The organism is Nocardioides koreensis (genome assembly GCF_039531775.1).
Lineage (GTDB): Bacteria > Actinomycetota > Actinomycetes > Propionibacteriales > Nocardioidaceae > Nocardioides > Nocardioides koreensis.
Window position 1 is genome coordinate 92,898 of the sequence record NZ_BAAAQR010000004.1, and the last position, 13,817, is coordinate 106,714.

15 protein-coding genes are annotated in these 13,817 nt (G+C 69.6%); 10 read left to right on the forward strand and 5 right to left on the reverse strand.

The window, feature by feature from the left end:
- Positions 1 to 9: 9 nt before the first annotated feature.
- Complete coding sequence (locus tag ABD268_RS08505) at positions 10 to 888, reverse strand: phosphotransferase enzyme family protein (RefSeq protein WP_344150060.1); 879 nt, start codon at positions 886 to 888, stop codon at positions 10 to 12.
- 5 nt (positions 889 to 893) lie between these two features.
- Positions 894 to 1,691 (reverse strand): inositol monophosphatase family protein, encoded by a 798-nt coding sequence (locus ABD268_RS08510; RefSeq protein WP_344150062.1) that lies wholly within the window; start codon positions 1,689 to 1,691, stop codon positions 894 to 896.
- 238 nt (positions 1,692 to 1,929) lie between these two features.
- On the opposite strand from ABD268_RS08510, the gene ABD268_RS08515 reads away from it, so the two are divergent.
- Positions 1,930 to 3,045, forward strand: a complete 1,116-nt coding sequence (locus ABD268_RS08515) for a DNA glycosylase AlkZ-like family protein (protein WP_344150064.1) — start codon at positions 1,930 to 1,932, stop codon at positions 3,043 to 3,045.
- Between the two features lie 9 nt (positions 3,046 to 3,054).
- Here ABD268_RS08515 and ABD268_RS08520 read toward each other — a convergent pair whose 3' ends face one another.
- A complete protein-coding gene (locus ABD268_RS08520) occupies positions 3,055 to 3,363 on the reverse strand; it encodes a hypothetical protein (RefSeq protein ID WP_344150066.1) in 309 nt (102 codons plus the stop codon).
- Positions 3,364 to 3,511: 148 nt separating this feature from the next.
- On the opposite strand from ABD268_RS08520, the gene ABD268_RS08525 reads away from it, so the two are divergent.
- Positions 3,512 to 4,045 (forward strand): SigE family RNA polymerase sigma factor, encoded by a 534-nt coding sequence (locus ABD268_RS08525; protein ID WP_344150068.1) that lies wholly within the window; start codon positions 3,512 to 3,514, stop codon positions 4,043 to 4,045.
- Entirely contained in the window at positions 4,042 to 5,286 is a 1,245-nt protein-coding gene (locus ABD268_RS08530; protein WP_344150070.1) for a hypothetical protein, read from the forward strand. Before ABD268_RS08525 ends, ABD268_RS08530 begins: the two co-directional genes overlap by 4 nt.
- A 71-nt stretch (positions 5,287 to 5,357) precedes the next feature.
- Here the strand turns inward: ABD268_RS08530 and heR are convergent, their stop codons facing one another.
- Positions 5,358 to 6,131 carry a heliorhodopsin HeR gene (gene heR / locus ABD268_RS08535; protein ID WP_344150072.1) on the reverse strand — a complete coding sequence of 258 codons (774 nt, stop codon included), beginning with the start codon at positions 6,129 to 6,131 and terminating at the stop codon, positions 5,358 to 5,360.
- A gap of 143 nt (positions 6,132 to 6,274) precedes the next feature.
- Between heR and ABD268_RS08540 the strand changes: the two genes are divergently transcribed.
- From ABD268_RS08540 to ABD268_RS08550, 3 genes are read left to right on the forward strand one after another with little or no spacing between them, the layout of a single operon-like run.
- Complete coding sequence (locus ABD268_RS08540) at positions 6,275 to 7,321, forward strand: TerC family protein (protein WP_344150074.1); 1,047 nt, start codon at positions 6,275 to 6,277, stop codon at positions 7,319 to 7,321.
- 59 nt (positions 7,322 to 7,380) lie between these two features.
- Positions 7,381 to 7,707: a hypothetical protein gene (locus ABD268_RS08545; RefSeq protein ID WP_344150076.1), complete on the forward strand. Its 327-nt coding sequence runs from the start codon at positions 7,381 to 7,383 to the stop codon at positions 7,705 to 7,707.
- Positions 7,704 to 8,780, forward strand: a complete 1,077-nt coding sequence (locus tag ABD268_RS08550) for a baeRF3 domain-containing protein (protein WP_344150078.1) — start codon at positions 7,704 to 7,706, stop codon at positions 8,778 to 8,780. The genes ABD268_RS08545 and ABD268_RS08550 overlap by 4 nt, the downstream gene beginning before the upstream one ends.
- Here the strand turns inward: ABD268_RS08550 and ABD268_RS08555 are convergent.
- Positions 8,755 to 9,087, reverse strand: coding sequence for a helix-turn-helix transcriptional regulator (locus ABD268_RS08555; RefSeq protein ID WP_344150080.1), 333 nt, complete (start codon positions 9,085 to 9,087; stop codon positions 8,755 to 8,757). The genes ABD268_RS08550 and ABD268_RS08555 overlap by 26 nt on opposite strands.
- Positions 9,088 to 9,179: 92 nt before the next feature.
- On the opposite strand from ABD268_RS08555, the gene ABD268_RS08560 reads away from it, so the two are divergent.
- The 4 genes from ABD268_RS08560 to dnaK all read left to right on the forward strand — a co-directional run bounded on the left by ABD268_RS08560 (position 9,180) and on the right by dnaK (position 13,817).
- Entirely contained in the window at positions 9,180 to 9,599 is a 420-nt protein-coding gene (locus ABD268_RS08560; RefSeq protein WP_344150082.1) for a hypothetical protein, read from the forward strand.
- 32 nt (positions 9,600 to 9,631) lie between these two features.
- Positions 9,632 to 10,207, forward strand: coding sequence for a hypothetical protein (locus ABD268_RS08565; RefSeq protein WP_344150084.1), 576 nt, complete (start codon positions 9,632 to 9,634; stop codon positions 10,205 to 10,207).
- Positions 10,208 to 10,943: 736 nt separating this feature from the next.
- The gene (locus tag ABD268_RS08570; protein WP_344150086.1) at positions 10,944 to 11,819 is read left to right on the forward strand and encodes an MEDS domain-containing protein; all 876 of its coding nucleotides are present in this window, start codon (positions 10,944 to 10,946) and stop codon (positions 11,817 to 11,819) included.
- A 105-nt stretch (positions 11,820 to 11,924) separates the two neighbouring features.
- Positions 11,925 to 13,817 carry a molecular chaperone DnaK gene (dnaK, locus tag ABD268_RS08575; protein ID WP_344150088.1) on the forward strand — a complete coding sequence of 631 codons (1,893 nt, stop codon included), beginning with the start codon at positions 11,925 to 11,927 and terminating at the stop codon, positions 13,815 to 13,817.

The following is a 13,817-nucleotide window of genomic DNA, read 5'->3' on the forward strand; positions in this document are numbered from 1 at the left end:
CACGATGGCTCAGGCGGTGTCGACGCCGAGCGCGCCAAGGCGCCGCCGGGCATCGCTGAGGCCCTTCTCGTTCTCGGCAGCCTCGATTCCGCCGGTGAGGTCATTGGCCGCCAGCCGCCCGGCGAAGTACACGCCCTGGACGGCTTCCCGGAACCGTCGGAAGGCATCGAGGTGCTGCATCTCGTGGGCTGCGACCGGACCCTGCGACTGATAGCTGCTCAGGAATGCCGAGGCCGGCTCTCGTCCGCCCAGGTACATCACCGCAGAGGCGACGTCGTAGAGGACCGGGCCCCGCCGCGCCCCGGTCCAGTCGATCAAGCCGGTCACGCTCGTCCGGTCGTCGTGGATGAACGCCCCGGGCACGGGGTCGGTGTGCAGCACGGACCAGGTCAAGGCCAGTTGGTCGGTCTCGGCCCGGGCCGCCTCGATGGCGGCAGCGAGCCAGGGATGCGCCTCGACACCCGGCGTCTGCGGTGACAGCCAGTCGAGGGCGAAGCCGGCGGTGCTCGGCCCGATGGCCGGGTTGCCGGCGGCGTGGACACCGGCAAGCGTGCCCGCGATCCAACCCTGCTCCTCGTCGGAATCGCCCTCCAGCTCGCGACCGGGCACGTGTTCCAGCAGCGCAAGCGCATGCTGGGTCACAACCTGCCGTCCGTCACCGGTGGGGACGGGCCGTCCCGTGACGAATCCCGCGTCGCCCAGTGTCGAGGCCACCTGGCACCCCGCATGCAGCTCGTGGACCTCCGTCGGGGAGACCCGCTTGGCGACGTACGTCGAGCCGCGATGCCGGACGACCCAGGTCTCCGAGTTCATCCCACCGCCGAGCGGAGTCACCTCAGCGCCACTGAAGCCCCAGAACTCGTGGAGCAGGTCGGGCAGGTCGGCCATGTGAGTCACCGTTCCATGTCCGCCAGGTGCGGCCGGACGAGCTCCAGCACCGCTTGGTGCGTTGCCGGATCTGCTGAGACGACAAGGCCACGCCCGGTGTGCAACAGGTCTCCGACGAGATCGCTGATCACGCATCCAGCCGCCTCAGCGATGGCGATCCCAGCAGCGAAGTGGAGGTTCTCGCGGAACCAGCCGTCAGAGATGTAGGCCGCCCTGCGGCCCGCGGCGACCCAGGCAACTCCCAGCGTGGACGAGATGACCCTGGGCCCGTAGCCAGCTCGAAGCCGCGGATCGCTGACGAGCTGACCGCCGACGAACGGACGGTCCAGCGGCCCGTCGCAATTGATCTCGATCAGGCTGGAGCGTGACGTCGGGGTGAGCCTGCGATCTCCGCTGCCCCGGCGGATGAAGGCGCCGGAGCCATCGGTCCAGAAGAGCTCGTCTGCCATCGGATCAGCGGCCGCCGCCGCGCTGTTCCTGTCGTCCTGGAGGAGTGCGACATTGACCGCGACGAGGGGAGTGCCGGCCGCGAAGTTCAGGGTTCCGCAGAGAGGATCGATGAGCCAGCGCCGCGAGCCCGCTCGGGGTCCTGAGTCTCCGGACTCCTCGCCGGTTCGCGCGTCGGCGGGGCGGTGCGTCTCCAGCACGTTGATGATCGCGTGCTCCGCATCGATGTCGGTCTCGGTGGCGAAGTCGGTCGCGGACTTCGCGAAGCGCTCGTGCGTGGACCCGTAGTTGCGGGCGACGACCTCGGCCCCCGCCAGAGCCGCGGCGATCGCGACTTCAGCATCAGTCAGACCCATGACGCGACCATAGCCAGACCACTGTCCGCGCACACTCGGGCCCGCCGCGACTGCTTCTCCGGTCGGACCCTCGAGGCGAAGCGCCATCTCTACCGCGGGATCGTCGAGCGTCTCGAGGCGATCGGGATCCCCAGTGCATCGTTCGAGGGGACCTCCCGCTCAAGCATCCCCTCCAGTTGGAGGAATCGCTGTCTACAGAGGACGCATCTCGTCCGGAATGGGTGGGAGCCTTGGCGGCATGACCACGCCGACGCACGCCTCCGTCACCTGGAGCCAGGCGCTGGCCTGGAGGTCGGAGCGGCAGCTGCTCGCACCCGTCGGCTCGGAGTCGGTCGCAGAGGTCGTACGCCGGCTCGGTGCGGTCCTGGCGATGGACGAGTCCCTCGCCGAGCTCGCCGTCAGGACCCGTCGTACGTCGTCACGAGCCGGGGAGCTCGCGGACGCCCTGGCGGACGGGACGGTGATCAAGGCCTTCGCGTTCCGCGGGTCGATGCACTACCTCTCGCCGGCCGAGGGCGGCATCTACCTGGCGCTGCGGTCGGCCGGGCGCCAGTGGGAGCTGCCGAGCTGGGTTGAGTACTACGGACTTGCCCCCTCGGACTGGCCCGACTTCCGCGCGGCCGTGCGTGAGGCGCTGACCGACGGGCCGTTGACCGTCTCCGAGCTCGGTGAGGCGCTCGCGGAACACCGTGGGTACCGACACCTCAAGCCTGTCTTCGACGAGGGTGCGGGCACGCTGATCAAGCCGCTGACCTGGCAGGGGGACATGAGCTTCGCGCGGTCGCGCGGCGGGCAGCGCACCTTCCAACGCCTCGACCTCAACCCCAGGTGGCCGGGTGTGCCTCACCTCGATGACGCGGGCCCGCGAGCCATCAGAGCGTACCTCCGGACGTACGGGCCGGCGACGTTCGACCATGTCCACTACTGGCTGGGCAACGGCCTGAGCGCCGGCCGAAGACGGGTCGACAGGTGGCTTTCCGAGACCCGGGACGAGCTGGTGGCAGTCGACGTCGAGGGGACGACGGCGTACGTCGTCGAGAAGGATGTCGACTCCCTGATGGCGGCGCGGCCCTCGAGCGCGGTGCGGTTCCTTCCTGGGCACGACCAGTGGGTGATGGGCCCCGGCACCAAGGACGTCCACGTCACTCCACCGTCCCGACGGGAGCTGGTCACCCGGAAGGCGAACCTCGTGATCGTGGGTGGGGTGGTCTGCGGGACCTGGGCGCTCAAGGGCGAGGAGCTCACGGTCCGTTGGCTCGACGAGCGGCGACGACCCGATCACGAGATCAGACAGGAGAGCGCGCGACTTGCCGACATCCTGGGCCGCGAGCTGGAGCTACGACTGATCTCGTAGCAGGACAGGTCACCCGAGGACGAGTGACGCGAGCTGAGCGACGAGCACCACGGCGCCGAGGAGACGCCGGAACGGGCTCGCGCCGCGAACGACCTCGTCGAGCGCCCACACCAGGAGTGCTCCGTGGCCTACGCCGTCGACCGCCGTCGTGCGCGCGGCCGACAGGTCGAACCTCCCCAGCACCACGGCCACCAGCCACACGCACAGTGCCGGGTTCGGCAGCTGCCACAGGACCAGCCGGCCGTCCGGGGAGCGGAACCACCAGGAGGCCGAGGTCAGGCGGGCAGAGACGGGGTGGCTCGTCGCGGATGAGGTCATGTCGCGAACGTACTCAGCGCCAGGGCGTCGAGCCCGGCGACCGGAGGCCGACGGGCAGCCAGGCGAGAGTCGTTCAACCTTCTTGCCACCGCGGGGCGTCTATTGGGTGGAGGATCGTTGAGGAGCCTCGTTGCCGAGGAGGAGTGCCATGGCCGTGCTGCGCAAGCCGGATGCCGAGGCCTTCTCCGAGTTCGCCGCAGCGAGGTCGGCGAGCCTGTTCAGGACCGCGTACCTGGTTGTCGGTGACTATCAGCTCGCGCAGGACCTGGTGCAGGAGTCGCTGACGAAGACCTACCTGGCCTGGCCACGGCTCCGCGACGTGAACAACGCCGAGGCCTACAGCCGACGGGTCATCGTCACGACGTGCGTCTCCTGGCGTCGTCGGCGATCCTTCCGCGAGCGGCCCGCCGACAGGCTCCCGGACCCGGGCGTCCCCGACCCGATCGATCTTCTCCCCGAGCAGGATGAGCTCTGGGCCGCGGTGCGCAGCCTCCCTCCCCGCCAACGAACGACGGTCGTGCTGCGCTTCTGCGACGACCTCTCCGAGGCGCAGACCGCACAGCTGATGGGCTGCTCGGTCGGCAGTGTCAAACGTCAGGTCTCCGTCGCCCTCGCCAAGCTCCGCGCCGGGATGGGCTCCCGGTTCACATCTCCCGTCGACGAGCAGGCGGTGATCTCATGAACGCATCACTTCGCGACCTCAACGATCGCGCCGACGCCCTGGTGCCCCCCTCCTTCGACATCGACGGAATCGTCGAGCGTGGCGACGCCCGGCTGCGGCGGCGCAGGGCAGCCGTCGCTGCCGGGGCAGCATGTCTGGTCGCCGCCGCCGTCGTGGCGGGTGCTGCTCTCACGGGGGCGAACCAGCAGTCCGGACAGCCCGCCAGGAACCCGACCCCGACACCGAAGCTGGCCGAGGCACCGGCACATCGGCTCACCTACGCGGACGACTACCGCGAGAGGTGGAGTCCCGGACCGCACTGGCTGATCCAGAGCATCCAGTACGGCGACCAGCGCATCCGGTTGGACGTCGACGCGATGCACATGGACGTCACCGACGACGGAGTGGTGCTCGTCGACGAGCACGGAGGCGTCCACCTCGCCGACGGCTCGACCGTCGAGCGGATCGGCGAGACGGCGCAGCAGGACCTGCCGTGGGCGAGCGGTCGCGTCGACTCGGGGAACGCCGGGTCCCTGGTCTCGTGGTTTACTCCGGCCGAGCCCACGGCGTCGCTGGTCGTCTACGACACCAGTGAGCGCAGAGTGGTCGCCGAGCAGGAGATCCCGCGATGCTCTTCCGGGTGCCCGCAGATGGGGATCGTGGGCGACCGGGTCTACGTGGATGATCCGGTGGACGAGACGGCCGCGTCGGGGCCGCAGAACCGGGTCCTCGCGTTCGACGTGTCCAGGGGCGACGTCACTGCCACGGACACGCGGGCGTTCTGGGACGACCTCCGCGACCAGCCGAGAGCGCTGGTGAAGAGCAACGACCCCCGCTCGGGCGAGGTCGTGGCCATCGATGCCTGGCTGGCGACCCGCGGCGACAGGCTCGCCCTCCAGTGGCTGGTCAGTGAGACGGGACCCGACGTCGACGGCGACGGCCGTGGCGACGGGAGGGCCGTGTTCGGCTACGGCGGCTACGACACTGGGGGCCGTCCGGTCGACCTCAGGCTCCCGGAGGGTTACACCCCCACCGACACGTACCGGCTCTTCCAGTGGCTCGACGACGACCGGTTCGCCGTCATCGGCGCCGTGGGAGACGGGTCCCTCCCCGACGTCCCACACGGGGAGGGGTACGCCGACATCCTCGTCTGCGACCTCGCCTCCGCGCGCTGTGACCTGGTGTCACCGGGGCCGGACAGGCGGGCGTCGTACACCGACGGGGGCTTCCGGCTGGTCCCCGACCTTGACGCCCCCAACTGAGCTCTGCCGCCCCCAGTGGGATCACGCGTCAGCGTGATCCCAGAAGGTCTCCCTTGTGGAAGTGATCACGGCTAGCCGGCGAGGGTGCCGGCGCAGACCTGCCAGGCGAGGGCGGACTTCGCGGTGAGGCTGAGGAGGAGGTAGATGCGTTCCCCGAAGAGGTAGTTACGCCAACGACCGCGGGCGCGGTACTGCAGCCACTGGTTGAGCGCGAAGACGTTGAAGAAGGCGAACAGCGAGACGAAGATGGCGTAGACGAAGCCGGGCGGGGTCGCCGAGGAGGTGGACCCGGGTGAGAGCAGGTACACGCTGATCGCCAACCACGGCACGATGCCGGCGAGGCACCCGAAGACGAAGGGCAGCCAGCCGCTTGTGCCCGGCTCCTCGTAGCGCTCCTGGAGCCAGCCGAACAAGATCATCGAGGCGTTCACACCGAAGAGCGCGACCAGCGCGGCGACGTCGGAGATCCCCACGAGCTGGGCGATCAGCACGATCATGAGCGAGGACGACAGGGAGTACTCCACCCACCTGGCCGGGTTGCGGTTCCGATCGAGGTCGGCGAGGTAGCGACGCCACCAGACCGTGCCCACCAGGGTGTGCGCGAGTGCCGAGAGCGCCAGGAACGCCGCGACCGCGGCGCCGGTGGGGATGTCGAACAGCACCACCGGGTCCCGGGCCGGCGTCCCGGGCGGGCCCTGCAGGTAGGTGGCGGTGACCGGGAGTGCGAAGCCGGTCGCGAGGATGACCACGAGCACGGCCTGGCCGAGGTGGAGCAGGGCTGCGACCGCGTTGGCGCGCCGCAGTCGCGCTGCCGCCGGTCCGGCGGCGGTTCGGTCCGACGTCATCGGCGTCCCCTCCTCCTTGACGGACGAAGTGAGGTTCGTGAATAATGTAGCGCACGAGGGGAGTACCCCACTCGCGATGTCACCGTCAGTACGGCCGGCCCTGACTGGCCCGGTACGTCGGCCGTCACGGAAGAACCCGGACGGTGGGGGAGACCTCCAACTGCCCGCCACGCGCGGGCACGCTGGAGGTGCTCTGGATGGACGTCCCGTTCTGGGCCTGGGCCGCGGTCCTGGCCGTCATTCTCGCGATGCTGGCGATCGACCTGTTCGCCCACCGCACCGCCCACGTCGTCTCCTTCAAGGAGGCCGCGCTCTGGTCGGCGGTCTGGGTCGCCCTCGGGCTCGCGTTCGGTGGTGTGGTCTGGTGGGCGTACGGCGCCCAGGCCGGCGGGGAGTACTACGCCGGCTACCTGATCGAGAAATCGTTGGCGGTGGACAACGTCTTCGTCTTCGCCCTGATCTTCACCTACTTCGCCGTGCCCCGGGAGTACCAGCACCGGGTCCTGTTCTACGGGGTGCTCGGCGCCCTGGTCTTCCGGGCCGTCTTCATCGCCGGCGGTGCGGTGCTCATCGAGAGCTTCGCCTGGATCCTCTACCTCTTCGGGGCGTTCCTGGTCTTCACCGGCTGGAAGATGTTCACCCACCGCAACGACGAGATGGACCCGTCGCGGAACCCTGTCCTGCGGCTGGTCCGCAAGCGCGTCCCCAGCACCGATGAGTACCACGGCCAGAAGTTCTGGGTGCGGAAGGCCGGGGCGTGGGTGGCCACCCCGCTGTTCACCGTGCTCGTCCTGGTGGAGACCACCGACATCATCTTCGCCGTCGACTCGATCCCTGCGATCTTCGCCGTCACCCAAGACACCTTCCTGGTCTTCACGAGCAACGCGTTCGCGATCCTGGGACTGCGGGCGATGTACTTTCTGCTCGCCGACCTGGTCCACCGCTTCATCTACCTCAAGACCCGCCTGGCCGCGATCCTGGTGTCCGTCGGCGTCAAGATGCTTCTGCTGGACGTCTACAAGGTCCCCATCTGGCTCTCCCTGACCGTGATCGGCGCCTGCATCACGATCGCGGTGGTGGCCAGCCTCCGTGCAACCCGGGGGCAGGGGCCGGGGCCAGGCGCCGCACCAAGCGCCTCAGGCGGCGCGCCCGATGGCGCGGCCACCGAGACTGCGGGAGTGGGGCGATGAGGGCGGCAGATCTCCTCGGCAGGGAGACCTCCGCTGGGCCGGGGCGCGGCTCTGCACGCATGGTGCTCGACGTGGAGTACGCCCTCGACGGGCTGGTGGCGGACCTCGTCCGCCACGAGCTGGACCGGGGCGGACGCGTGCACGTCGTGCTGGTCCTGCCCCGGCTGGGCTGGTCCACGGACGCCGCCCTGGTCGCCGTACGACGCAGCCGGATCGCCGCGGCACGTGAGCGGCGCCTCGAGGAGCTGGCGGTCATCGCCGGGCCGCGGTCGGCCCAGGTCACCGTCCGGACTCGACGGCACCGATGGCGACGACCCACCACGGGGCAGTACCGCGAACACCGCCTCACCCACCACCCGACCCAGGAAGGGAGCAACGTCCGATGAACGCCACCAGCCCCGCCACCCCGAGTTCCTTCGCGCCGGCGCCGATAGCCCTGCGGGCGCGCGATGTCGCCGACCTCGCCGTCTCCACGGGGTACCCCTGCATCTCGGTCCTGTTGCCGACCGAGCCGGCGCGCCGGATGACGCCGGCCGACCTGGGGCGACTGCAGGCGCTGGTCGCCGAGGTCGACCAGGAGCTGCAGGAGCACGGAGTGACCAGCCGGGCACGCCTCCTGCGGAAGCTGGCGGACCAGATGCGCCGGTCGGCCGCGCAGCCCACCTACCGGGCCCTGGCCATCTATGTGAGCCTGGCGGTCTCCCGGGCGTTCCGGCTCCCGCAGCCCGTGCCCTCTCGAGTCGTGGTCGAGCCCACGTTTGCCACTCGCGCCCTGGTCTCTGCCCTGCACCGCATGCCGCCGCACGTCGTACTGGACCTGCAGCCGACCGGTGCGGACCTCTACGCCGCAGCTGACGGCGGCCTGCGTCCGGTGGGCCGGTGCACCCCGGAACGGACCAGCGCCCACCTGCGCGAGGTGGACCGGATGCTGGGCGACTACCGCGCCGAGCACCCCGGTCCCCTCGTCCTGGCCGGGTCACCCCACCTGTTGGACCACTTCTGCGGGCTCAGCCGCAACCTCGACCGGCTGGCCGGGCGCGTCGCCCCGGGCGACCAGCAGACGGTGCTCGACCTCGCGCTGGCCAGCGCCGAGGCGGTGGAGAGCTACCTGCGAACCCGACGTGAGGATGCCCTCGACCAGCTCGACCATGCCCTGCGCCACCGCCCCGTCGACGTCGCCTCCGGGATCGATCGGTGCTGGCGCAGCTTGCAGGTGCGTGCTCCCGGGATGCTCCTGGTCGAAGAGGGCTACACCAGCCCCGGCGCCTCCCGGGAGCTGTCTGGTGCCGGCTCCGGGACCCGCCGGGGGGAGGCTGGGGCCGGACTCGTCCACGACCTCGTCGATGACCTGATGGAGCAGGTCGTCCTGCGCGGAGGTCAGCTCGCCCTCGTCCGCGACGGTGAGCTGACCGCGCACGACCGCATCGCGCTGATCAGCCGAGGGACTCGGCGTGGCTGAGCGCTACCTCGCCGACCGGCCGGGGGCCACGGCCCACGACCAGGTCGAGGAACTCGCCGAGGGTGACGCTCGACTCCAGGTCGTGACGGAAGTGGGCCCGGCGGATGACCTGGTAGCGGTTGCGGCGGCCCACCTTCTCCTTGTGCAGGTAGCCCTGGGCCACCAGGTCGCTCACGATCTGCTGGACCGCCCTCTCGGTGATCCCGACAGCGTCCGCCACGTCGCGCATCCGGGCTTCCGGATCCCGGGTCAGCGACACCAGCACGTGTCCGTGGTTGGACAGGAACGTCCATTCTCCGTGTGGCACAGGAAGCATGCTACGCGATTTCCACTTCGTATGTCCCGGACCCGACCGGCGAGCCAAGGAGCACCAAGGAGCACGAGATGAAGGAGACAACGATGAGAGCACCGGAACGACGCCGCGAAGCCGTTGTCGACATCCCTCGGCCTTCGCCCACTGCGCCGTCCGCGCCCCTGGAGCCGACCCGCGACGTCGGCTGGCTGATCGGTGTGGTCAGCGCGGTCGGAGCCCTCGTCGCCTACTGGACCCTCTTTCCGCCGGACGCCACGGGCATGTGGGCGGGCTACTGGGTCTCGATCATGGCCACGACGTCACTCCTGGGCTCGATGTGGTTGCGCACGTCGTTGCCCACCGCACCCGGGGTCGCGATCACCGCCGTCCCGGGCGGCATCCTCGTCCTGCTGGGCGCGTTGCGGGACTATCCCGCCACCATCGGTGTCGTCATGGTGGCCGGCGGCGCCGGGATCCTCGTCGGCGGCCTCCTCCAGGCCAGACGCTCCCCTCGGACTCGCTCGTAGAGGTGCCCTGAGTCCCGCGGTCGGCAGACCCGGTGCTGGTCGATGCCCTCATGGGGCCCAGCGCGGGGGTCGGCGAGCTCGGCCGGATCATGGACGCGGATTTCGAGACGCTCGACGACGCGCTGGCCGTGCTGCACCACGACGATGCGCGTCTGGACGCCCACGTCGTGCCCTCTCAGGACCTGCCGCACCGCGTCGGTCAGGTGAAGCATGTCGGGAATGACGACACCCCAGGCCGCGTCGCGGGACAGTTCGGTCATCAGCGAGTGGAACGCCGGGGCCGTGAGGCCCCTCTCCACGTAGACCGTTCCGAGGCTGAACTTCTCGCGGTCGGCGAAGTCGAAGAGTTGCGCCTCGACCCGCTCGACGTGGGACGCGCTGCGCAGGACGTCGGCCCGGATGTAGCCCAGCAGGACCGGTCGCGGCCTGCTGCTCAACGGCCGACCTCGAGCAGTAGACATCCGGCGCTGGGGGGAGGTAGCTGCCAGCCGATCTCAGGGTCGCTGCCGAGCAGGAGCCGGGAGCAGGGGAGTGTCTGGGCGATCCGGCTCCGCAAGGCGATGGCCCCGCGGCGGAGCCGCGGCATGGACTCGCCGCACTCGATCTGACGGTCGGCTGCGTGGGTGCTCGAGTGGCGGGGGGCGACGATCGATTCGGCTGGCATCGGGGGACCTCGGCTGGTGGCGAAACGGCGTGGGGTCCACGCTCGCCCCTCCATGGGGTCGCCCGCATCCGGAGCGCTACGGGCATGACTACTCAGATCGGGTCGGTGTGCACGGCGACGGCGTCCTCGCTCAGGGACCTGACGCTTCGCGGTCACGGCCCGGGTGAACGAGGAGCGCTCACCCGTACCTGCTCCGGAGTGCCGATGGCCCGGGGCCGAAGGTCGACGTGCATGCGCCTGTCCGTGCGGACGGCGGAGCCTGCGCAATCGGCGCACGCATGACCCGCGTCACGCAAGGCGGCCCCCTCGGGGGAATCCGGGGGGATTCCTCCGCGGGGGCCGCGCGTTCGGGTCAGGGCCGGTGTCGACCCCTCGGCTCAGATGTCGTAGTAGAGCCGGGATCACGACCTCAGCTCAATCTCGCGAACGCGTTTCCGCAGGTCAGACAGGGTTTCCTGACGCTACGCCTCCCTGGGCCAGGCGTCCAGTAGGGGCTCGTTGGGCGCTCTGCTGGGGGAACCTGGGGGAATCCACGCACGCGACTGACTCGCACGCCGCGATGAGTCCAACCTGTCAGCCATCAGTGGTGGCGTGCAGCTGCGAACCGGCGTGGAGGCGACGCGTGCCAAATGCGCGTAGTGTCAAGTCTGTCCCTCGGATCCGGTGAAACGGTGGCCACCATGAACGGTCTGAGCCTCGGGATTCCCGGGGTCGGCGTTGTCAGGCCAGGAACCCACTTCTGCGCGCTCTACTCGGGCCCGGCCGAGCGTGACCGGTTGTTGTACCTCTTCCTCGAGGAGGGGTTGCGCCAGGGCGACAAGTGTCTGTGCCTGATCGACGATGTCGAGCCGGCGCTGGTCCGGGACCGGGCCGTGGGACCGCCCGGCCCGCACTACTCGCGACGATCGGCACAGCTCGACGTCGAACGATCATCGGACGCCTACCTCCGCTCGGGGGAGTTCAGCGTCGAAGACATGGTGAGCTTCCTCTCCGAGAGCGTGGCCGCGGCGATCGCAGACGACTTCGACCTCCTCAGAGCCGCCGGCGAGATGTCGTGGGTGCTGTCCGGCGCCCCCGGCTGGGACGAGCTGTTCGTCTACGAGTCGTCCCTCAACCACGTCGTCGAGCAGGTGCCCGCCATCCTCATGTGCCTGTACGACCTGAAGAAGTTCGGGGCCGAGATGCTCGTCGAAGTACTCCATACCCACCCCAAGGTCCTGCTGGACGGCACGGTGATCGACAACCCCCATTACATGCTTCCGACGGAGTACCCGCCGGCTGCCAGAGCTGCTGCGGCGACCCGGTATCCCTTGGTCAAGGTAGACGCGGACGGCGAGGACGGAACAGACCACGCGTGGGCGTCGCTCACCGACGCCGAGCTGCGGGTCATCGCCGGGGTTTCCCAGGGGGTGACGAACCGCAGGGTCGCCGAGGAGCTCTCCGTCTCCCGCCATACGGTGGACGCCCACCTGAAGCACATCTACCTCAAGCTCGACGTCCACTCTCGGGTCGAGCTGACCGTGCTGGCGCTGCAGCACCGCCTCCCCATCGGCTAGCCAGGGGCGACCCCGCCCGCCAAGAAGCACCCGTTCACGGGATGCGGGTGACCTGGCCCGCGAGAAGCATGGCCCTGACACGAGCTTCCGGTGAATGGAGTGGTCATGGGCAGGGCAGTCGGCATCGACCTGGGAACGACGAACTCGGTGATCGCGGCGATGGAAGGTGGGCAGCCGCAGGTCATCCCCAACGCGGAGGGCAACCGGACGACGCCGTCCGTGGTCGCCTTCCTGGAGAACGGCGAGCGCCTGGTCGGCCAGATGGCCCGGCGACAGGCGATCCTGAACCCGAAGGGGACGATCTACTCCGCGAAGCGCTTCATCGGCCACAAGTACGACGAGGTCAGCAGCGAGATGACCACCGTCTCGTTCGACGTGGTCGCCGGTCCGGACGGCGCGGCGCGCTTCCAGGTCAACGGCAAGCTCTACGCGCCGGAGGAGATCTCGGCGCAGGTGCTTCGCAAGCTGGTCGACGACGCCGGGAAGTTCCTCGGCGAGCGGGTCACCGAGGCGGTCATCACCGTCCCGGCTCACTTCAACGACGCGCAGCGCCAGGCCACGAAGGACGCCGGCAAGATCGCCGGGCTCGAGGTCCTCCGGATCATCAACGAGCCGACGGCTGCCGCCCTCGCGTACGGGATGGACAAGCTCGAGAACGAGACCGTGCTGGTCTTCGACCTCGGCGGCGGCACGTTCGACGTCAGCATCCTCACGGTCGGAGACGGCGTGGTCGAGGTCCGATCCACGGCCGGGGATACGCATCTGGGCGGCGACGACTTCGACCGACGCATCGTCGACTACCTGGCCGACGACTTCAAGAAGTCCAACGGCATCGACCTCCGCGACGACTCCCAGGCGCTTCAGCGCCTGTTCGAGGCTGCCGAGAAGGCCAAGGTCGAGCTGTCAGCGGTCACCCAGACCGCGGTCAGCCTCCCCTTCGTCACCGCTGACGCCTCCGGGCCCAAGCACCTCAACGTCAACCTGATGAGGTCCACCTTCGAGCAGCTCACGGCCGACCTCACCGACCGCTGCCTCGGCCCGGTCAAGCAGGCCATGGAGGACGCCAAGGTCACCGCCGACGACATCGACGAGGTCATCCTCGTGGGTGGCTCTACGCGGATCCCGGCCGTGCAGGCCTTGGTACGCCGCCTGACCGGTGGCAAGGAACCCAACATGACCGTCAACCCGGACGAGGTCGTGGCCATCGGCGCGGCCGTCCAGGCGGCGATCATCAAGGGCGACGTCAAGGACGTGCTGCTCCTCGATGTCACGCCCCTGTCGCTGGGGCTGGAGACGATGGGCGGGGTGATGACCAAGGTCATCGAGCGCAACACCACCATCCCGGCTCGTCGGACCGAGATCTTCAGCACCGCGGAGGACAACCAGTCAGCCGTCGACGTCGTCGTCCTGCAGGGCGAGCGGGAGAGAGCGGCCGACAACCGCGTGCTGGCCCGGTTCCGGCTGGAGGACATCCGTCCCGCGCCGCGCGGGGTGCCCCAGATCGAGGTGACCTTCGACATCGACGCCAACGGCATCCTGCACGTCTCGGCGCGCGACAAGGACACCGGTGCCGAGCAGCAGGTGACCATCAGCGAGACCTCCACGCTCAGCCAGGACGAGGTCGACCGGATGATCAAGGACGCCGAGACCCACCGTGGTGAGGACGCCGCCCTGCGCGAGCGGGTCGATGCCCGCAACGAGCTCGACTCCGTGGCCTACCAGGTGCGCAAGGCCCTCGACGAGGCCGGCGCGTCGGTGGCCCAGCACGACCGCGCCCGGGCCGAGATGCTGGTCGAGGAGGCCCGCCAGGCGGTCGAGGGTGACGAGCCCGTGGACCGCCTTCGCGCCCTGACCGGGGAGCTCCACCAGATGGGCCAGGTGCTGAGCGCCGCAGCCCGGGGTGGCGGTGGACCGTCGACCGGGCCGGCAAGCCCCTCCGATGAGATGTCTGACAGCGATGACGACGACGTCATCGACGCCGAGTTCACCTCCCGCTGA

Bases quoted from the DNA above. Each gene is read 5' to 3' on its own strand.
- ABD268_RS08505 (WP_344150060.1), bottom strand. From the start codon at position 888: ATGGCCGACCTGCCCGACCTGCTCCACGAGTTCTGGGGCTTCAGTGGC.
- ABD268_RS08510 (WP_344150062.1), bottom strand. From the start codon at position 1,691: ATGGGTCTGACTGATGCTGAAGTCGCGATCGCCGCGGCTCTGGCGGGG.
- ABD268_RS08515 (WP_344150064.1), top strand. From the start codon at position 1,930: ATGACCACGCCGACGCACGCCTCCGTCACCTGGAGCCAGGCGCTGGCC.
- ABD268_RS08520 (WP_344150066.1), bottom strand. From the start codon at position 3,363: ATGACCTCATCCGCGACGAGCCACCCCGTCTCTGCCCGCCTGACCTCG.
- ABD268_RS08525 (WP_344150068.1), top strand. From the start codon at position 3,512: ATGGCCGTGCTGCGCAAGCCGGATGCCGAGGCCTTCTCCGAGTTCGCC.
- ABD268_RS08530 (WP_344150070.1), top strand. From the start codon at position 4,042: ATGAACGCATCACTTCGCGACCTCAACGATCGCGCCGACGCCCTGGTG.
- heR (WP_344150072.1), bottom strand. From the start codon at position 6,131: ATGACGTCGGACCGAACCGCCGCCGGACCGGCGGCAGCGCGACTGCGG.
- ABD268_RS08545 (WP_344150076.1), top strand. From the start codon at position 7,381: ATGGTGCTCGACGTGGAGTACGCCCTCGACGGGCTGGTGGCGGACCTC.
- ABD268_RS08550 (WP_344150078.1), top strand. From the start codon at position 7,704: ATGAACGCCACCAGCCCCGCCACCCCGAGTTCCTTCGCGCCGGCGCCG.
- ABD268_RS08560 (WP_344150082.1), top strand. From the start codon at position 9,180: ATGAGAGCACCGGAACGACGCCGCGAAGCCGTTGTCGACATCCCTCGG.
- ABD268_RS08570 (WP_344150086.1), top strand. From the start codon at position 10,944: ATGAACGGTCTGAGCCTCGGGATTCCCGGGGTCGGCGTTGTCAGGCCA.
- dnaK (WP_344150088.1), top strand. From the start codon at position 11,925: ATGGGCAGGGCAGTCGGCATCGACCTGGGAACGACGAACTCGGTGATC.